Source organism: Mucilaginibacter flavus (genome assembly GCF_030409315.1).
GTDB lineage: Bacteria > Bacteroidota > Bacteroidia > Sphingobacteriales > Sphingobacteriaceae > Mucilaginibacter > Mucilaginibacter flavus.
In genome coordinates, this window is the sequence record NZ_JAUFPS010000029.1 from 45,772 (window position 1) to 64,436 (window position 18,665).

At 41.2% G+C, this 18,665-nt stretch carries 23 protein-coding genes; 16 read left to right on the plus strand and 7 right to left on the minus strand.

The window, feature by feature from the left end; genetic code table 11:
• Positions 1-59: 59 nt before the first annotated feature.
• Positions 60-434 (minus strand): ribosome silencing factor, encoded by a 375-nt coding sequence (gene rsfS, locus QWZ17_RS13805; protein ID WP_290305826.1) that lies wholly within the window; start codon positions 432-434, stop codon positions 60-62.
• A gap of 47 nt (positions 435-481) precedes the next feature.
• On the opposite strand from rsfS, the gene QWZ17_RS13810 reads away from it, so the two are divergent.
• The 4 genes from QWZ17_RS13810 (at position 482) to pfkA (ending at position 4,632) form a co-directional block, all read left to right on the plus strand.
• Positions 482-1,252, plus strand: coding sequence for a biotin--[acetyl-CoA-carboxylase] ligase (locus QWZ17_RS13810; protein ID WP_290305827.1), 771 nt, complete (start codon positions 482-484; stop codon positions 1,250-1,252).
• Positions 1,253-1,255: 3 nt separating this feature from the next.
• Positions 1,256-1,708: a protein-disulfide reductase DsbD domain-containing protein gene (locus QWZ17_RS13815; protein WP_290305828.1), complete on the plus strand. Its 453-nt coding sequence runs from the start codon at positions 1,256-1,258 to the stop codon at positions 1,706-1,708.
• Between the two features lie 15 nt (positions 1,709-1,723).
• Complete coding sequence (locus tag QWZ17_RS13820) at positions 1,724-3,511, plus strand: protein-disulfide reductase DsbD family protein (RefSeq protein WP_290305829.1); 1,788 nt, start codon at positions 1,724-1,726, stop codon at positions 3,509-3,511.
• Between the two features lie 143 nt (positions 3,512-3,654).
• Complete coding sequence (gene pfkA / locus QWZ17_RS13825) at positions 3,655-4,632, plus strand: 6-phosphofructokinase (RefSeq protein WP_290305830.1); 978 nt, start codon at positions 3,655-3,657, stop codon at positions 4,630-4,632.
• Between the two features lie 187 nt (positions 4,633-4,819).
• Here the strand turns inward: pfkA and QWZ17_RS13830 are convergent, their stop codons facing one another.
• Both QWZ17_RS13830 and QWZ17_RS13835 read right to left on the minus strand, forming a co-directional pair.
• Positions 4,820-6,901, minus strand: coding sequence for a PAS domain S-box protein (locus QWZ17_RS13830; RefSeq protein WP_290305831.1), 2,082 nt, complete (start codon positions 6,899-6,901; stop codon positions 4,820-4,822).
• Positions 6,902-6,960: 59 nt separating this feature from the next.
• Positions 6,961-7,503, minus strand: a complete 543-nt coding sequence (locus QWZ17_RS13835; RefSeq protein ID WP_290305832.1) for a 5' nucleotidase, NT5C type — start codon at positions 7,501-7,503, stop codon at positions 6,961-6,963.
• Between the two features lie 235 nt (positions 7,504-7,738).
• Here QWZ17_RS13835 and QWZ17_RS13840 point away from each other — a divergent pair, with 235 nt between their 5' ends.
• The 3 genes from QWZ17_RS13840 (at position 7,739) to QWZ17_RS13850 (ending at position 9,290) form a co-directional block, all read left to right on the plus strand.
• On the plus strand, positions 7,739-8,257 hold the full coding sequence (locus QWZ17_RS13840) for a 30S ribosomal protein S16 (RefSeq protein WP_290305833.1): 519 nt from the start codon (positions 7,739-7,741) through the stop codon (positions 8,255-8,257).
• A gap of 130 nt (positions 8,258-8,387) precedes the next feature.
• Positions 8,388-8,915 carry a ribosome maturation factor RimM gene (gene rimM / locus QWZ17_RS13845; RefSeq protein WP_290305834.1) on the plus strand — a complete coding sequence of 176 codons (528 nt, stop codon included), beginning with the start codon at positions 8,388-8,390 and terminating at the stop codon, positions 8,913-8,915.
• A gap of 126 nt (positions 8,916-9,041) precedes the next feature.
• Entirely contained in the window at positions 9,042-9,290 is a 249-nt protein-coding gene (locus QWZ17_RS13850) for a hypothetical protein (protein WP_290305835.1), read from the plus strand.
• Here QWZ17_RS13850 and QWZ17_RS13855 read toward each other — a convergent pair.
• The gene (locus QWZ17_RS13855; protein WP_290305836.1) at positions 9,271-10,032 is read right to left on the minus strand and encodes a BRO-N domain-containing protein; all 762 of its coding nucleotides are present in this window, start codon (positions 10,030-10,032) and stop codon (positions 9,271-9,273) included. The two genes, QWZ17_RS13850 and QWZ17_RS13855, sit on opposite strands and share 20 nt — an antisense overlap.
• 128 nt (positions 10,033-10,160) lie before the next feature.
• Between QWZ17_RS13855 and QWZ17_RS13860 the strand changes: the two genes are divergently transcribed.
• The 6 genes from QWZ17_RS13860 (at position 10,161) to rplS (ending at position 13,097) form a co-directional block, all read left to right on the plus strand.
• Positions 10,161-10,589 (plus strand): hypothetical protein, encoded by a 429-nt coding sequence (locus QWZ17_RS13860; RefSeq protein ID WP_290305837.1) that lies wholly within the window; start codon positions 10,161-10,163, stop codon positions 10,587-10,589.
• Positions 10,590-10,591: 2 nt separating this feature from the next.
• Positions 10,592-10,792, plus strand: a complete 201-nt coding sequence (locus QWZ17_RS13865; RefSeq protein ID WP_290305838.1) for a helix-turn-helix transcriptional regulator — start codon at positions 10,592-10,594, stop codon at positions 10,790-10,792.
• A 15-nt stretch (positions 10,793-10,807) separates the two neighbouring features.
• Positions 10,808-11,194: a VOC family protein gene (locus QWZ17_RS13870; protein WP_290305839.1), complete on the plus strand. Its 387-nt coding sequence runs from the start codon at positions 10,808-10,810 to the stop codon at positions 11,192-11,194.
• 77 nt (positions 11,195-11,271) lie between these two features.
• On the plus strand, positions 11,272-11,643 hold the full coding sequence (locus tag QWZ17_RS13875) for a VOC family protein (RefSeq protein WP_290305841.1): 372 nt from the start codon (positions 11,272-11,274) through the stop codon (positions 11,641-11,643).
• Between the two features lie 104 nt (positions 11,644-11,747).
• Positions 11,748-12,425 carry a tRNA (guanosine(37)-N1)-methyltransferase TrmD gene (gene trmD / locus QWZ17_RS13880; RefSeq protein WP_290305842.1) on the plus strand — a complete coding sequence of 226 codons (678 nt, stop codon included), beginning with the start codon at positions 11,748-11,750 and terminating at the stop codon, positions 12,423-12,425.
• 324 nt (positions 12,426-12,749) lie between these two features.
• Positions 12,750-13,097, plus strand: coding sequence for a 50S ribosomal protein L19 (rplS, locus tag QWZ17_RS13885; protein WP_290305843.1), 348 nt, complete (start codon positions 12,750-12,752; stop codon positions 13,095-13,097).
• A gap of 137 nt (positions 13,098-13,234) precedes the next feature.
• Here rplS and ypfJ read toward each other — a convergent pair whose 3' ends face one another.
• Together ypfJ and QWZ17_RS13895 are read right to left on the minus strand one after the other, a co-directional pair.
• The gene (gene ypfJ / locus QWZ17_RS13890) at positions 13,235-14,092 is read right to left on the minus strand and encodes a KPN_02809 family neutral zinc metallopeptidase (protein ID WP_290305844.1); all 858 of its coding nucleotides are present in this window, start codon (positions 14,090-14,092) and stop codon (positions 13,235-13,237) included.
• 193 nt (positions 14,093-14,285) lie between these two features.
• On the minus strand, positions 14,286-14,978 hold the full coding sequence (locus QWZ17_RS13895; protein WP_290305845.1) for an SIMPL domain-containing protein: 693 nt from the start codon (positions 14,976-14,978) through the stop codon (positions 14,286-14,288).
• 386 nt (positions 14,979-15,364) lie between these two features.
• On the opposite strand from QWZ17_RS13895, the gene QWZ17_RS13900 reads away from it, so the two are divergent.
• On the plus strand, positions 15,365-15,910 hold the full coding sequence (locus QWZ17_RS13900) for a YciE/YciF ferroxidase family protein (protein WP_290305846.1): 546 nt from the start codon (positions 15,365-15,367) through the stop codon (positions 15,908-15,910).
• Positions 15,911-16,064: 154 nt separating this feature from the next.
• Positions 16,065-16,220, plus strand: a complete 156-nt coding sequence (locus tag QWZ17_RS13905; RefSeq protein WP_259091604.1) for a lmo0937 family membrane protein — start codon at positions 16,065-16,067, stop codon at positions 16,218-16,220.
• Positions 16,221-16,322: 102 nt separating this feature from the next.
• Here the strand turns inward: QWZ17_RS13905 and QWZ17_RS13910 are convergent, their stop codons facing one another.
• On the minus strand, positions 16,323-17,369 hold the full coding sequence (locus QWZ17_RS13910) for a hypothetical protein (protein WP_290305847.1): 1,047 nt from the start codon (positions 17,367-17,369) through the stop codon (positions 16,323-16,325).
• Positions 17,370-17,608: 239 nt separating this feature from the next.
• On the opposite strand from QWZ17_RS13910, the gene QWZ17_RS13915 reads away from it, so the two are divergent.
• Entirely contained in the window at positions 17,609-18,664 is a 1,056-nt protein-coding gene (locus QWZ17_RS13915) for an AAA family ATPase (protein ID WP_290305848.1), read from the plus strand.
• The last annotated feature ends 1 nt before the right edge of the window (position 18,665 follow it).

Here is an 18,665-nt window from a genome sequence, read left to right on the forward strand (position 1 = left end):
ATAATTTAAAATACAAGGCAATAACATGACGCTGTTATGAGTCATTATGTGACTACTGATTAGGCGCTTTTGTAATTTTTAATTTCGGCATCGCCCCATAACTCTTCCACACCGTAATACTCCCGCTTGTCTGTACGGAAAATGTGTATCACAATGTCCACATAATCAAGCAGTATCCATTCGCCGTGCTCCAAACCCTCTTTGCGCCATGGCTCCTGTTGGGTTGCTTTAAAAATTTCATCTTCAATGCTATTGGCAATGGCTTTAACCTGTGTAGATGAATCGGCATGACAAATTACAAAGTAATCTGTTACCGAGCTGTTTAAGTTACGAAGGTCTAACCTTACTATGTCATTTCCCTTTTTTTCCTGGATACCATGTATTGCCAGTTCAGAAATATAGGTTGACTGACCTACCTTTTTACTTTTTACCATCAAAAAGAATTAGTTTTGAACGTTTTTTGGTTAAAAATTATTACACTTTGCAAAATAACATATTTTCGGGATTATTTGTTGGTCAAAATTTAGTAACAATTAAAGAAGTTGACTCAACAAATACTTTCCTCAAAACATTACTGTCAAATTCCAAGCCAGTGCCAGAAGGTACAGTCATTATGGCAGAAAGCCAGTATGCCGGTCGGGGCCAGCAACAAAACAAATGGCACAGTGAGCCGGGCAAAAACCTCACTTTCAGTATATTGCTAACACCCTCATTTTTACCTGTTTTACAGCAGTTTGACTTAACCCGGATAGTGAGCCTGGGTGTTTATGAGGCCCTTAAACCCCTGCTTGGCGACAAATTAAAAATTAAATGGCCAAACGATATTTATTATGACAACCACAAGCTTGGCGGTATTTTGATTGAAGCGCACCTGCAGGGCGATAAGATCAAGAATGCCGTAATTGGCATAGGGCTTAACATTAACCAGGAACACTTTGAGCCGGGGGCCGGCAATGCCATTTCTGTAAAGCAGATATTACATAAGGATTATGATTTACGAGTATTATTATTAGAAATTTGCGGGTATATAGAAGGATACTATCTTAATTTAAAGGCAGGTAATTTTTCTTTTGTAAGGAATGTTTATTTAAGCCGACTATATTGGTTAAACGAGGTAAAGCAATTCCAGAGTAACGGACAGGTTTTTACCGGAACCATTATTAATGTAAAAGATGAGGGTTTGCTGGTAGTTGAAAATAAAAATGAACTACAGGAGTTTAGCTTGAAACAAATTGAATTTTTAAATAAATAACTAATGAAAAAACTATTGATGATGATGGTGGCGCTACTAATTTGCGCCGGGGCTTACGCGCAAATTGAAACACCTGTAAGGTGGTCATACGCGGCTAAAAAAGTAAATGCTAAGGAAGCTGTTGTGTTTTTAAAAGCAACTATACAGCCAGGCTGGCACATATACTCGCTTAATGTTGGCGATGGCGGCCCAATAAAAACATCATTTGAGTTTACTAAATCAAAAGATTATGCACCGGTAGGTAAAACTACCGAGCCCACTCCAATATCCCGCTTCGAAAAATCATTCAACATGAATGTTACCTTTTTTGAAAAGGAAGTTATTTTTCAGCAAAAAATCAGCCTTAAATCAGCTTCGGTATCAAGCGTAACAGGTAAACTTACTTACATGACCTGTAACGATAAAAAATGCCTGCCACCAGAAGATCTTGACTTTACTATCCCTTTAGGCAAATAATCAGCTAAAAAATCAATGAAACTATTTAGCAAGATTAATTGGTTGCCAACCTCAATAGCTGTGGTAACCTTGCTTATTATATTTGGTCTTAATGCGCCCAAGCCGGTTTATGCCGCGCAAAAACAAGGTAAGGATACAACAGTATCTGCCGGCGATGTACAATTTACCGATATACCAACTGCTGCCGATAGTATAGCTATCAGAAAAAAGGCAGCGATGGAAGCCGCTGCAAAAACCACACAAAACGCGGTGTCATCGGCAGAAGCTGCTACCAGGCAAGCTGCTGCTACGGCAGACAATGCATCTAAACATGCCGGTTCTCAATCAGAAAAACCAAAAACGCTGTGGCAGATATTTATTGAGGGGCTAATTGGCGGGTTTACCGCAGTAATTCTGCCGTGTATTTATCCGCTGTTGCCATTAACAGTAAGTTTTTTTACCAAAAAAAGCGGCAGCCGCAGCAAAGCCATTATGCAATCGCTTATTTACGGTATTTCAATCATTGTAATATACGTAACGCTGGGCTTGCTTATCTCTATCATTTTTGGCTCAAGCGCTTTAAACGAACTGGCCACCAACGGCATCTTCAATATTTTCTTCTTTTTACTGCTGATCGTTTTCGGGATATCTTTCCTGGGCGCTTTTGAAATCACCTTGCCCAGCTCCCTGGCCAATAAGCTCGACGAAAACGCCGATAAAGGAGGCCTTGCGGGCATCTTCTTTATGGCATCAACACTTGTTGTGGTTTCATTTTCATGTACAGGGCCTATTATAGGCACGTTATTGGTTGACGCCGCTTCAAAAGGCGATCGTCTTGGTCCGGCAATGGGGATGTTTGGTTTCTCATTAGCCTTGGCTTTACCATTTACCATATTCGCGTTGTTCCCTTCTGGCTTAAAAAGCCTGCCAAAATCTGGTGGCTGGTTAAATAGTGTGAAGGTGATTTTAGGTTTTTTAGAACTTGCTTTTGCATTGAAATTTTTATCGAATGTAGATTTGGCCTATCACTGGCATTGGTTTGATCGTGAAGTGTTTTTATCACTTTGGATAGCTATCGGGTTGATGGTTGGTTTATACCTTTTAGGGAAAATCAAGTTTTCGCACGATAGCGATGCGCCATATCTAACTATTCCGAGAGTGTTTTTATCCATCATCGTATTCGCGTTTGTGGTTTACATGATCCCGGGATTGTGGGGTGCCCCGCTCAAATCTATCAGTGCTTTTTTACCGCCGATAGGCACACAGGATTTTGATCTTTCGCCGGTACCGGGAGGAAGCAGCGCCGGAGCGGAGACAAAATCTGATACAAGGGAAAGAAAATACGCGTCAAACTACACAGCCTTAAAAATCAAAGGCCTTGATCCCTGGTTTGATTATGACCAGGCTTTACAGGTTTCAAAAGAGCTGCATAAGCCCATATTGATTGATTTTACAGGTTTTGCCTGTGTTAACTGCCGTAATATGGAAACCAACGTATGGTCGGACCCGGTGGTGTTTAAAAAACTACAGAATGACTTTGTGCTTTTACAGCTTGTTGTGGATGACAAGGCCAATTTAGATGTTAAAGATCAGTTTACATCAAAGTATAGCTTCAAAAAAATTATTACAGTTGGTGATAAATGGAGCGATTTAGAGGCCGACCGGTTTAAATCCAACTCGCAGCCACTTTATGTATTGCTTGATAGCGATGGCAATGAACTAAAACAAAAAGATGGTACGCCAATACCGCATTATAATGCCGATTATCATATTGACCGATACCTTAAATTTTTAGATAGCGGGATAGCGGCTTATAAAAAGTGATACGGCGTTAATAAATTAAACGTAAATTCGCGGCAACTTTTAAAGGTTTGCCGCGTTTTTTGGTTACGGGGTAATGTTAAAAGCACTAATTAAATTATTCAATTTTTTAAGGTAGGGTTAAGCCAGCCATATCAGAGTAAAAAATGACGCAGATTAAAAAAATAGGACTTTATACTTCAGGGGGCGACTCGCCAGGCATGAATGCTGCCATCAGGGCAGTAGTACGTACAGCAATATATTACGGTATCGAGGTGGTGGGTATTCGCCGTGGCTACGATGGCATGACCAAGGGCGATTTTATACCCATGAACCGCAAATCTGTATCAAACATCATTCAGCGTGGGGGTACAATTTTAAAAACGGCTCGTTGCGATAACTTCCGCACACCCGAAGGCCGTCAGCAAGCATATGATCATTTAAAAAAACATAATATAGATGCCCTTGTAGGTATTGGTGGCGACGGTACTTTTACCGGCGCGAAAGTATTTGGTGCCGAGTTTGACATGCCGATCATCGGCCTGCCGGGTACCATCGATAACGATTTAATGGGTACCGATTTTACCATTGGTTATGATACTGCCATTAATACCGTTGTTGAGGCTGTTGATAAAATCAGGGACACTGCCGAATCACATGACAGGCTATTTATTGTAGAAGTAATGGGCCGCGACTCAGGCCTTATCGCCTTGCGTACAGGCATAGCCGCCGGTGCCGAAGCTATCCTGATCCCCGAAAGTAAAGGTGGCATGGATGGTTTATTTAACCGCCTTGAAAACGGTCGTAAAGATAAAACGTCACGTATTGTAATAGTAGCCGAAGGCGAAGAAGCCGGTGGCGCGTTTGAGGTTGGGCGACTGGTACAGGAGCGCTTCCCACATTATGATACCCGCATCTCGATATTAGGTCACATTCAGCGTGGTGGCGCGCCAAGCTGTATGGATAGAGTACTGGCAAGCCGCGTAGGCGCCGCCGCCGTTGAAGCGCTGCGCGATGGTCACCGCAACGAAATGATAGGCATCATCCACAATGAAATTGCTTACACGCCATTTGAGCACGCCATTAAACACCACGTTGAGATCAACCCTAACTTGCTAAAGTTGGTTGAGATATTATCAATGTAAAAAAATAGAATTAAGAGCATTATTGCTCAATGCCTCCCCCTGGTATTTGTATGATTCCCAGACTTACGAAGTTTTTAAAACTTCGTAAGTCTTCCGGAGTTTTGTCATCCCCCTGTCAGTCATCTCCAGGATATAAAACAAACAATCAAGTCTTTTGTCTAAAAGTCCTTGCTCCTTTATCCAAACCCTAAGGGTTCCCCGTAAAGGTATTATCAACAATTAACCGTATTACATCATCAATTTCGGTACTTACGGTGAGTATGTGCTCAATGATCTCTTCGTTATCGGGGTTGTAAAAATTATCGCGGTCCATGATACTTATCAGGCCCATCATGCTGGCTACCGGTCGCCTTATTTCATGGGAACTGAGTGAGGCGATGTTACGCAGGCGCTCATTTTGATCTATCAGCTCCTGTTCAATTTTAAGGCGCTGAGTTATATCGCGGGCAAAGCAGCCAACACCTATAATCTCACCTTGTTGGGTATATATGGGATTAAAACTTACCTCAAAATAAACGGGCGTATTTTTTGCCCTGTCAATACTTTCATTAATAATGGTGTATTGCTCGCCATCAAGTGCCTGTTGATAGTAAATTTTCCACTCCTGATGTATTTGCGGCGTATAGCCTTTGTGCATATAGGAGTGCACACCTTGTTTGGGTTCAACGCCGGTTAAATATGTGGTTTCGGTAATATAAGCGTTGTTCATATAAACGTAGCGCATCTCTTTATCAACAGACCAAATGTGATCATGTGTATTGTTGATGAGCGCTTCGAGGCTATTTTTTGCCCAGTGTGCTTCTTCCTGCGCGCGCCGCTCATGGGTAATATCTTTAACAAAGAAGGTAATACCCTCGGCAGATGGATATACCGATGTGCTGAACCATTTATCAATCAGCTCAAAATATTCGGTAAATTTAACGCTTTGGCGCTTTTGAATAGCTTCATAATAGGCGCGCCCAAAGCCCGAGTCCATAATCTCGGGGAAAACCTCCCATAACACATTGCCCAGCATCTCTTCCCTGGGCGTGTTGGTCATTTGTTCAAATGCCGAATTTACTTTTACAAACTTCCAATCGTTGTCAATAATAAAAAATGAATCGGTTATGCTTTCAATAAACGCGTCGAGTTTTTCGGATGCTGCTTTAACCTCTTTTTCAATTTTTAGTTTGTCAGTAATATCCTGCCCGATGCCTTGTATTTCGCATACCTGGCCGCTATCGTCAATAATGGAAATAAACTCCCAGTCGGTATCGTGAATGCCTCCGTTAACGTCGGGCTTTTTATGTACCAGCTTAACAATTTTACCAGGATTGTTAAGACACTCCTTAAAAGCTTCTACGCAAAGATGCAGTTCTTGCGGTATGGTGCATATTGAAAAATGCTGGCCAATAAGCTCGGTTGCTGTGAAGCCAAAAGTTCGTAAAAACTGCTTATTTACAAAGGTAAAGCTGCCATGTATATCAATCCTGATTAAAAAGTTGGTCTGTGAATCTATCAGCGAGCTTAAAAACTGTTCGCGCAACTTAGCCTCTTCCTGGTAACCAAGCTGGGTGGTAACATCAACAGCTTCTACAAGTACGCAAGCCCGGTTGTTATATTTTACGGGGTACCAGTTAATATCGGCAAAAATGGTGCTGCCGTTTTTGGTTAAATGCTTCCAGATGCCTTCGTTGCTGAAATCGCCTTTAGGCTTTAAAAATGATCCCCTATCCTGCAAAAGTTCATTCACCCTTTCTGCCTCCAGTGGCGACCGGATTTCGTTTACCGTCATTAGCAAAAACTCCTGCTCGGTATAGCCGTAGTTTTTAATAGCGGTGTGGTTAACCTTTACAAAGCGTAGGGTTTCCATATCGGCAATCCACACCGGGTTTGCGTTTTTGTAAAACAGATCGCTAAAAATTTCGGTCTCGCCGGCACCGGGGATTGTATTGACAGCAATGGAGCTGGTCAATATTTGATGCCCCGTTGAGGCATCAATTACCAGGCTTTTTTTATCGACTATGTTTTTGCCGGCATTCCCAGTTGTTGCAATTTGATAGTATAACGCCACAGATTGATCGACCTGTAAATTTTTAACCATTACATCGATCTCGCCGCGTTGGTTGGGTTGGATAAGAGTAAGCCAAAGTGAGGGATTATTATTTAGCTGTTGTGGCGTAATCCCTAAAATATTGGAAATAGCCGGACTAATGAACAGGAACTTTTGTTCATCAATGTCAAAAATAGTTATGCAATCGGTTACAGCGGCGTATGTATGGTTGAGCATACCTAAAAGAATCTCGGCTTATAGTATAAAGTTAACGTATTTGTATTAAAGTGTTTACATCAAGTACTTAATAATTTTGCCGCAACATCAGGCCAGTTATTTACCCGCTCAAAGCCTTCAATTAAAAAGTTATGCGGCGATGAATATAACAACTTACGCCCGTTAAAAGTTACAAAGTTTTTAATCCTATCATCAATCATAATATCAACATCCAGTATTTTATGGCCACAGAAGATGATATTGGTCCATGATATAAAAGGGAAGTGCTCTTCAAGCCAGGCTTGTTTATCTTCTAACGAGTATTTGAATTCCATAGCCGCCGAAGCGATGTAAACATCATAATGCTCCGTAAGCGCTTTTACTACATCCTGGCTGCCTGGCATTACTTTAAGATTCCTGAAAAAGCCGCGCTCATTAATGTACTGCTTTACCGAGCTTGCCAGATTGGCTGGCAATGTTTGGCCAAACTCCCGGCCATGCATATCGCTTAATAGTACTTCATGCTGATGGCGTTCTTTATATACTTCAATAAGCTTATCAACTGTATCGGCCAGTACTTCGTCCATATCAATAGCGATACGGGGTTTTCTATGAATGTTCATGGTGGGTTAAGTTGCAACTTTTTAAGCAGAATGGCAATTGGCTTTTAAGAATAATTGTAACGATAACGATGGACTGAATTTACTGGTCAATTCGTGTAATTCGACAAAATTTGCGACCATTTGTACACCCTTCAAATATTTAATTACAAGGCTTTTAAATTGTTAAGAATAATTTATACCTTTGCATCCCCGCAGAAAGGACTCCGGGGACATGTTGAATACATAAAATAAAGAAATGGCAACTAAAATTAGACTGCAAAGACACGGTAAAAAAGGAAAACCTTTTTACTACATCGTAGTAGCAGACGCCCGCGCTCCACGCGACGGTCGTTTCATTGAGCGTTTAGGTTCATACAACCCAAACACCAACCCGGCAACTATCGATATTGATTTCGACAAAACTTTAGCTTGGGTTAACACAGGTGCTCAGCCTACAGATACTTGTCGTGCTATCCTTTCATACAAAGGTGTGCTTTACAAAAAACACTTAGAAGGTGGTGTTAAAAAAGGTGCTTTAACTGAAGAACAAGCTGCAGAGAAATTTGCTGCATGGACTGATTTGAAAGACGGTAAAATCACCGGCAAAAAAACCAGCCTGTTAACTGCAAAAGACGAAGCTCGTAAATTAGCTTTGGCTGCTGAGGCTAAAAAGAAAGAAGAAAAAGCTGCTGCAATTGCTGCTAAAAATGCTCCTGTTGCAGAAGAAGTTGAAGCTCCGGCTGAAGAAGAAGCTGCTGCTGATAGCGCAGAATAATTCTTTTAAAGAATCAAGAATTAAGAGTCAGGAATCAAGAAAGCTGCAATGCAGGGTAATTGATTTTCACTCGATGATTTTCAATGGCGAAGCTACCAGCTTCGCCATTGTTATTTAACACTGTTTTATTATGAAAACCGAAGATTGTTTTAGGGTTGGCAGCATTTTAAAAACCAAGGGCCTTAAAGGCGAAATGCAGATATATGTTGACTTTGATAACCTGGATGCCATTAAGTTTGACGCCTTGTTTATTGATATGGCGGGCAAAATGATCCCTTATTTTGTACAGTCGATAAAATACCTGCAAAAGAGCAACGCCTATTTGTTTTTGGAGGATGTAGATACCATTGAAAAAGCGGCCTTACTGGTGCGCAAGGATATTTACCTGCCCAATAAACTAAAGCCCAAGAAGAAAAAAGAAGAATTTACCCTGGCAGATGTTGAAGGTTTCATAGCCATCGACGAAACCCATGGCGAGCTTGGCGAAATATTGGAGGTACAGGAATATCCACAACAGTTAATTGCTACTGTAAAATATCAGAATAAAGACGTGCTGTTCCCGCTAAACGTTGAGATCATTAAAGGAATTGATATTGAGGCGGGAGAGATTTATATTGATTTGCCTGAAGGGTTGTTGGACGTTTATTTATCGGAATAGTTGTTGATCGGTAAGAAAGAATTCATTGAAATTAATGGCTGCCGAATACACACTCGATTAAAAAGGTTGAAAAAATTATGTCTTACATATTTGCAATTTGAGGTAGATATTGTTTAAATTTAATAAATGAATCTTTTAGATAGATACGCACAATTTAAAATAGCAAAGAGTTTTAATAGACCCGATGTTAAAGGAGTTGTGTCCGTTAGGGATTACTCATTTGATATCCGGTTGGTTAATGGTGAGCTTTATGCTAATGGATTATCTTTAGCAGATTTTTTTGCTGAAGCGATGCTTTCTCTTGATGAAGAAATTTCATACGAAGAAGCGATCTATCAATGGCTATCTGAAATGTCTAAGTTCCAAGTAGCTTAGGTAAAAATTCTAAAGATAATTTGTCCCTATCTCCCAAATATTTAGCGGCACATTGGGGCATCCAAACCTCGTCTATAAATTTAATAAATACAGGGAGTATCTCATTTTTGTACTGTCTTGCATCTACCGTCATTCCATTTGGGAACTTATGGCTATACATTTTATGAGTGTCGGTTATAGAAGGATAATTGTCTTTTAGATATTGGGAGAATAATCTACCAACACTTACATCGGGCCTGATTTCTTTTCCATCAAAGGCTTTATTGGGTATTTGATAACCAACTTGTTCAAATCTGCCATAAATTCTAATAAATAGTTCGCTAATTACCGAGAAATGTCCTCTGTCTGTTCTGTCCCAATTGTCATTAAATCTTACAACGAAGTTGGGTGTATCAACTCTATTTGTAACAAAAGCTCCGGTTTTCCGAATCACAGGGATTACCTCCTTCGTTACCCATTTTCTAAAAGCTTTCGCTGATGGCTTTTTGCTTCTGAAGATTAAGTTATATAACCCACTTTCATTTATAAGGTTTGTTGCTCTAACTTGACCTGCCCTAAGGATTGGTGAGGTCAGCTTTTCATCGTCGTCAAGACCCCTAATCGCTTCAGTAACATTGGTAAGTCCTAAAAGATTACAAACTTCGACGGCTATAAACCATGGTTCGCCTTCTATTTCTATAGTGGTAAAATCATTGATTGAATTTGTGTTTTCTTCTTGATACTTAAATATAGCTAATTGCATGTGAGTAAGGTTAAGATAAATTCAAATATAATGATAAAACATCTGATAAAAAGAACCGCAATGCGTTGTCAAACACATTTGATAATTGTAAAGTTTGTTTTACATTTGGTAAACTAAACTTTACAATTATGAAATCACGATTCTTATTCCCGTACTGGTTCAGGTATTTTGGTTTAGCGCTCATTTTATTTCATGTGCCTGTGGTATTGTTTAAAAAAGAGTTGGGTTTTGATCAAGCCGGGGCAAATAATCCTGATCTTTTTAACAGTCACCACGTTTTTTTCATGACTACTACCTTGCTTATGGCTGTGGGTTTATTTTTCGCGGCTTTTGCCAAAGAGAAGATTGAAGATGAGCAGACCTCTCAGCTTCGCCTCGATTCATTGCAATGGGCCATTTATGTTAATTATGTACTTTTGGTGGTGAGTTTGATTTTAAGCAGTGATACAGAGCATATTTTGTTTTTAAATTTATTGGTGCCATTGGTGTTTTTTATAGTCCGTTTCAGGTGGAAGATCTTCCAGAATAACCGTTTACTAAAAAAGGAAGAGGCATAGTTATGAAAAATAACATCCGTGTAGAACGCGCCATTAAAAACATTACCCAGGCCGATTTGGCCGAAACCATCGGGGTATCGCGCCAAACCATCAATACTATTGAAAGTAACCGCTACGTGCCGTCAACTGTGCTCGCCCTTAAAATAGCCCGTGTTTTTGGCAAGCCCGTTGAAGAGATTTTTACCTTAGATGATGAAGATTAATTAAAAGCTATACTTATGAAAGATAAACCTGTTTTTGCCCCCGAGCTGGCTATCCCCAACGGAATAACAGATATCAGTTTTTATATTGACGCTTTTGGAGCCGAAGAGCTGCGCCGTTTTAGTAACGATGACGGAACGGTACATGTTTCTGAACTGGCTATTAATGGCGCTATGTTCCATTTGCACGAAGAAACACCGCACACCGGCCTCCGCAGTCCGCAGCGAAATGGACCATCAGTAATTATTGGCTTATTTGTAGCCGATGTGCACGCCGTTATTGAGCAGGCCGTTACCGCAGGTGCAAAAATTACCTCGCCCGTGCAGGATTATGATTATGGCTACAGGCAAGGCAGTATTGAGGACCCATTCGGCCATCGATGGCAGATACAGTGTGCGATTTAGGGAGCAAGGATTGATGGACAAAGGAATAAGGACTTTGAATAGTATTCAAAACGTTTAACAATTAAATCAAAGCGATCATGGCAAATGAACCTACTTATGGTAACGGCAAGATTTGTTACGTTGAAGTCCCGGCGATTAACATTGCACAATCGGCGGCGTTTTTTCAGAAAACATTTGGCTGGCACATTCGGCACGATAACCATGGCAATGCCTCTTTTGATGATGGTGTTGGGCAGGTAAGCGGGACGTGGGTAACAGGGCGCAAGCCAATGGGAGAGGCCGGTTTGCTTATTTCTGTTATGGTTGACGATGCTGTGGCTACACTTGAAGCTATTACAGCCAATGGCGGCACTGTCACCCAGCCCATCGGTAAAGATCATCCCGAGATTACCGCGCACTTTACCGATCCCGCAGGTAATTTATGGGGGATTTATCAGCATAGGGGATAGGGAAAGAGAACCGACTGATTAGAGCCAGAGATCGAGACGGTTTCGGGGAGACAACATTTTTCTTTAATCTTGCATCTTGATTCTAATTTCTTGATTCTGAAGCTATGCGTTTTGATATCATATCTGTTTTGCCGGGGTTGTTGGAAAGCCCTTTTGCACATTCTATTTTACAGCGAGCCCAAAAAAGGGGGATTGCCGAAATTCATGTGCATAACCTGCGCGATTACTCAACCCAAAAGCAAAAAAGTGTTGATGATTACCCCTATGGCGGCGGCAGTGGTATGGTAATGACCATTCCTCCATTCGCGGCCTGTATCGAAAAGTTAAAGGCTGAAAGGGAGTATGATGAAATAATATTCATGTCGCCCGATGGTGAGCGCCTTAACCAGGCCATTGCCAATCAATTATCCATCAAAGCCAACATTATTATTTTATGCGGACATTATAAGGGCATTGATCAGCGCATCCGTGATATTTATGTTACCCGCGAAATTTCTATAGGCGATTATGTGCTTTCTGGCGGCGAGCTGCCTGCCGCTGTTTTGGTTGATGCCGTGGTGCGGTTGATACCAGGAGTGCTAAGCGATGAAACATCGGCCCTGAGCGACTCTTTCCAGGACGATATGCTTGACGCCCCTGTATATACCCGCCCTGCCGACTGGAATGGGCACAGGGTGCCTGATATTCTATTGAGCGGCAACACCCCCGAAATTGAAAAATGGCGCTTTGAGCAAGCCTTAGAACGCACCCGCCAACGAAGGCCAGATTTATTGGGGGAGTGATGGTTAGATTGAGTTGAATAAGTTGGATTGAGTTGAATAAGTTGAATTGGGAAATACTCGATTGAGCAATAATGCAAAAAACGATTGACTAGCTGAAAAAGTTAAAGTATAAAGAGTCAAATAAACTGAATCCAACTTATTCAACTCAATCTAACTCAATCAACCGCTCTCTTAATCAACACAATCAACCATTCACCAACGCCACATTGTTAACAAAAAACAAAATGTGGAAATTTTTTAAATACACTTTTATTTATCAAAAAAAAGCCCTATAATTGCAATCCGATTTTTACGGGCTAAAAATCGCTTTAAGAGCTAAAAATCATGGATTTAGTAAAATTTGTTGAAGAGCAATCAATAGAAAAAAGACAGTTTCCTACCTTCAAGGCTGGTGATACTGTAAGTGTGCATTATAAAATCAGAGAAGGAAACAAAGAGCGTGTTCAGCTTTATCAAGGTGTTGTTATTCAACGTAACAGTACAGGTAACTCTGAAACTTTCACTGTTCGTAAAGTTTCTAATGGTATAGGTGTTGAGCGTATCTTCCCTATAAACTCTCCAAACATTGATAAAATTGAAGTGAACAGCATTGGTAAAGTGCGTCGCTCTAAATTATACTACCTGCGTGCCCTTACCGGTAAAGCAGCTCGTATCAAATCAAAAAGAGTTTAATTACCCGCTACGCTCTTACTTTTTAAAGAGACATACAAAGAATTTAAAAAGGCCTTTTCTGGTTCTGCCGGGAAAGGCCTTTTTTATCAAAAAAATTCAGGCCCCACGTCAAGGGATTTATTTAGCTTGTTAACAAGCTAATCTAATTCGCCGTTGCTAAAAGTGTCGCCCTGGTTAATGTCGCCGGTTTCATAGCCTTTTTTAAACCAGTACACGCGTTGGGCGCTTGTGCCGTGAGTAAAGCTATCTGGTTCCACACGTCCCTGCGATTGTTGTTGTAAACGGTCGTCGCCAATGGCGTTGGCTGCATTCAGCGCGTCTTTAATGTCCTTTTCGTCAATCACTTTTTTTACGCTTTGCTCGTAATGGGCCCATACACCCGCGTAAAAGTCGGCCTGTAATTCCAGCTTTACCGATAGTTTGTTGTAAGCTTTGCGACTCATGCGACTGCGTGCCCTATCCATTTTTGCGCTAATACCCAACAGATTTTGCACATGGTGCCCAACCTCATGCGCTATTACATAGGCATTGGCAAAATCGCCGGCGGCACCAAAGCGATTTTTAAGCTCATCATAAAAAGAAAGATCGATGTACACCTTGGCGTCGCCCGGGCAATAAAACGGTCCGGTAGCCGAGCTTGCGCTTCCGCATGCCGATTCTACACCATCGGTAAACAGTACCAAATGTGGGTACTGGTAGGTTTTACCCATATCCCTGAAAAGCTTGCCCCAAATATCTTCGGTATCTTTAAGTACTACACGCACAAATTTTTTCCCATTGTCCTCGGGCGCATTTGGATCTTGCGCTTGTTGTTCTGTTTGTGTATTACCATTGCTTACCTGGTTAAGTAATTGCGAAGGATTGATGCCCGTAAAAATATAAATAGCGGCACCAATGAGGCCCAGGATACCTCCGCCTAAAAACAGTCCTCTGCCGCCGCCACTGCCGCGTTCATCTTCTACATTATCGCTTTCGCCTCTGCCAAACCATTGCATATTGTTGGGTGATTAAGATTTTTAAAATAACAGGAAAGCGGGAGGAAATGTTTGCGAAGCCCCTAACCAAGCCCCCCGGCCCCCTAAAGGGGGAGTTTGAAAACAAAAAAGGCGTTCACCATATAGTAAACGCCTTTTTAATAAAATGCAAATCAAAAAACTCCTCCTTTAGGGGGCTGGGGGGCTTCGCTTCTTACTTTATCTCAAACACCGCCTGGATATTGAAGCTTAGTTTAATCTTTTTAAAGTCGATGTCAGAATCAGCGGCAGGCGCGGCGGCTACAGCCGATTTAAACATCATGGTGTTGTAAACGCGTGGCTGTGGGAAGCTGCTGTTATCGCTTTCGGTAATGTTTAGCACATCGCCTAATTTGTTGCCAAGGCCGGCCAATAAAAAGGTGGCTTTATCGCGGGCGCTTAACAGGGCTTTCAGTTTCAATTCGTTTTTCAAGGCGTCCATTTTCGAATAGGCATAGCTATCGATGTTAGTACTTTGGATGCCTTTAGGGTCGATTTTCGACATGATCTGGTTAAACTTATTCAAATCTTTAACCCGCAGTCCATATTGCTTGCTGGCCAAAAAATCCGGTGCTTTTTTCTTTTGATAAGTATTGTTCCAGGCCGATACGTTGTTAACCGTAAAATCTGTCATGGGGATGCCGGCATCTTTAACAGCTTTTTCCAGCTGATCTTCCAGGTCGTTAATCTGGATGTGTTTTTTGCCATCCATATATTCCTGCAGTGAAATGGATACGTTAATAATATCGGGAGTAACCTCTTGCTCGGCAATGCCGGTAACTTCTATTTTACGGCGCAGGTCGACAGCTTGTGCAAATGCCGAATAAGTAAATGTAATAAGTGCAGACAGGATAAGTAACTTTTTCATAATAGTAATTTGTACATGTATTTGTTTGTATGACTATGGTAACGTGTGTATGGTTTAATATGTAACAGCTAAAGCGGTTTTTGTTTTGTTTTTGAACAATTATGCTTGTAAATCAATTATATAAAACCTTTACTTTTTTCACAGTTGATGGGTATTTTAAAAAGAAACCATAATCGGAGGCAGGCGTAATTCATAAACCCGAATAGGAGTAAAGACATCAACTCCTGTTTTTAATACAACCTATAGCTTTATTGATACACATGCTTTTTGAGGGGAAAAGATATTTACACACATAAATTATCTTAATAATTAATATTATTAAAAAATATGATATTTTGGCATTGCCTTTGCCATTAGGTAAACACAAAACTTAAAAAACATTTACTATGGCAACTACAAAAGCAAAAGCTCCTGAATTAACAGAAAGCGTAGAAGATTCGGCATTAAACGAATTATTTTTAGATGAATTGAAAGATATTTACTGGGCAGAAAAGCACCTTGCAAAGGCTTTGCCTAAAATGGCAAAAGCGGCAACATCAGATAAGCTGCGGTCGGCCATTGAAAAACACCTTGGCGAAACAGAAAATCAAATTACCCGCCTTGAGGACGCGTTTGCCTCTATTGGCGAAAAGGCTGTTGCTGTAAAATGTGAAGCGATGGCGGGTTTATTAAAAGAAGGCGACGAAATTGTAGCTGAAACGGAAAAAGGCAGCATTACCCGCGATGCAGGAATTATTTCGGCCGCGCAAAAGATTGAGCATTATGAAATTGCTTCATACGGTACGCTTAAAACGCTGGCAATGGTTTTAGGCTATAACGAAGCAGCGGAACTGTTGGATTCAACCCTACAGGAAGAAAAAACCTGCGACGGCCTGCTTACCCAGATAGCAGAAGCCGGAATTAACCAGCAGTCAAAATCTGAAAAGGCTTAACACCATATCTATTGATATTCACCAAACGGCATTGCACATGAAGTGTAGTGCCGTTTGGCGTTTAGATATTAACCGGATTAATTTTTTAAAACATTTTACAGGTATCGGCGATTATACAATTATCTATGAAATTATTAACTAAAATCACACTGTCATGAACTCATTATTGTATATCATTGCCGTTATTCTTGTAATCGGCTGGGCTATAGGCGTATTTTTTACCACTGTAGGTAGCTTAATTCACGTATTATTGGTAATTGCCATTATAGCCGTATTATTGGGTGTTATCAGAAGGCCGACGGCTATATAAAGAGCCTTACCCAACCCTCTCCAAAGGAGATGGCTTTTGATTTTCAGCTTTTTGACCCTGTTTTTAAAGTCCTCTCCTTTGGAGAGGATTTAGGTGAGGCTCTTAAAATTCCACATAAGCCAGCACCGTGTTCTGCTTCTTGCTTCCGTTGGCATCGGTAACTACCAACGCGCCCTTACGGAACAGGGTTAAACCTTCCCAGTTGTTTTTGTTGCCCGGGAAAGTGGCAACTTCTTCCCATTTCGTACCCTTATAGTTTTTGAGTTTTACAATACGAGCATAAGTAGTTTTAGTCGATTTTAAGTAAGCCGAGTCTTTATTGAGGCTGTCCCGCAGATCGGGAATAATGGTTTTGATGTTGTTTTCCTGGTTGTGCAATTTGTCGTTGCCAAGGTAATATTTGTAGTCGCCATTCCAAAAGTAGTTGATGGCATACAACTCATCTTTGGCAGTTGCGGTAATATCTGTGATCCTGAAATATAACTGTGGCGTTTTAATGGCCCCCGGTGCTTTAGTAAATGAGGTATCTATCAAATAGCCTTGTCCGCCGTTAGGCTCGCCGTTGTATTCATAATAAGCCAATAACTTTTTTTCCTTAGGTAACCAGGTAACGGCTTCAAAGCCGGCGTTATATATAAGTTCCGGGCGCTTAAGCTTCAGAATATGATCTGCATCTACCACTATCTGGTTGTTTGGTAAATCCAGTTTGGCTTTAAGCAGGTAGCAGTTTTCCAGCTTATCATCGGTTTCTATAGATAGGTATACTGTATTATTAACAATGCTGATCGCTTCAAAACCCTCATATCCCTCGGCAACATCCTCGGGTAGTTTGTCAAGGTTCATTACTTTAAGCGCTTTGTAGGCAGATAGTGCTGTATCCTTGCCATCTACAACCCGGCCAATGCTATCTGTGAGCAGGCTGTAAATTAAAAACTCACCTTTCAGATTGTCCTTTTTTACCGGTGTTTTATGATCGCCATATTGGGGTATTAAATACACCCGGTTGCCGTAAGTACACATGCCCGAATACTCTTCGGCCACACCCGCGATTGCTTTGGGTAAAGGAATGGTTTTGTATTTACTTTGACTGTGCGCCAGTGTTGAAAAACATAGTACAGCAACAGATAATAAAAAAGATCTTTTAAGCATACAAACAGTGTTATCAACGTAAAATTAAACATACGTTTTATTTTGAACATGAAGGGAACGTTAAGACTTCAAGCTAATTAACCCACCCGAACCCCGCAACCCGATCCCCGCACCTAAATAATCTTATATTTACAGCTAACACATAAATATTTAACAAATTTTAACAATTAAACATGGAATTTTTTTAGCAGAAAAAAGTTTAGGTGTTTAAGTTTGCTACTCGAAATAAAAAAGGCTTCATGGACGAATTTAAAAGTAATAACGAAAACGTTTCTGCGGGTGCTGTTACCGGCAGTACATCGTATTCAACCGATATCAGGGCGCTTAATGAAATGATACAACGCGAAAGCGCTTTTATCGATCTGCTTAAAATGGAGATGGATAAAGTGATCATCGGTCAAAAATATATGGTTGAACGTTTGCTGATCGGTTTATTGGCCGATGGGCACATCCTTTTGGAGGGCGTTCCGGGTTTGGCAAAAACGCTGGCCATCAACACGCTTTCAAAAGCTATCCAGGTTGACTATAGCCGTATACAGTTTACGCCCGATTTGTTGCCTGCCGATTTGCTGGGTACCATGATCTACAACCAAAAAAAGGAAGAGTTTATTGTTCGTAAAGGTCCGTTGTTTTCTAACTTCATCCTTGCGGATGAGATTAACCGTGCACCGGCCAAAGTACAAAGCGCGCTGTTAGAGGCCATGCAGGAACGCCAGGTAACTATTGGCGATAATACCTTCCCGCTGCCAAATCCGTTCTTGGTACTGGCTACCCAAAACCCTATTGAGCAGGAGGGTACCTATCCGTTACCAGAAGCACAGATGGACCGTTTTATGTTGAAGGTAGTGATCACTTATCCCGAGAAGGAAGAAGAGAAAAGGATCATTCGCTCAAACATATTACCGGGCGGTATGCCAAAGCCATCGCCAATTGTTAAACCAGAGGAAATTGTACGCGCGCGCAAAATTGTACGCGAGGTGTATATGGACGAAAAGATTGAGCAATACATTATTGATATTGTGTTTGCTACCCGTTTCCCGGATCAGTATAAACTGGCGCACTACAAAAACCTGATGACTTACGGCGCATCGCCAAGGGCAAGTATTAACCTGGCACTGGCTGCCAAGGCTTATGCCTTCATCAAACGCCGCGGTTATGTAATTCCGGAAGATGTTCGCGCTATTTGTCATGACGTACTGCGCCACCGTATTGGTTTAAGCTATGAGGCCGAGGCAGAAAACATCACCACGGAAAATATTATAACAGGCATTTTAAACGCGGTAGAGGTACCGTAGG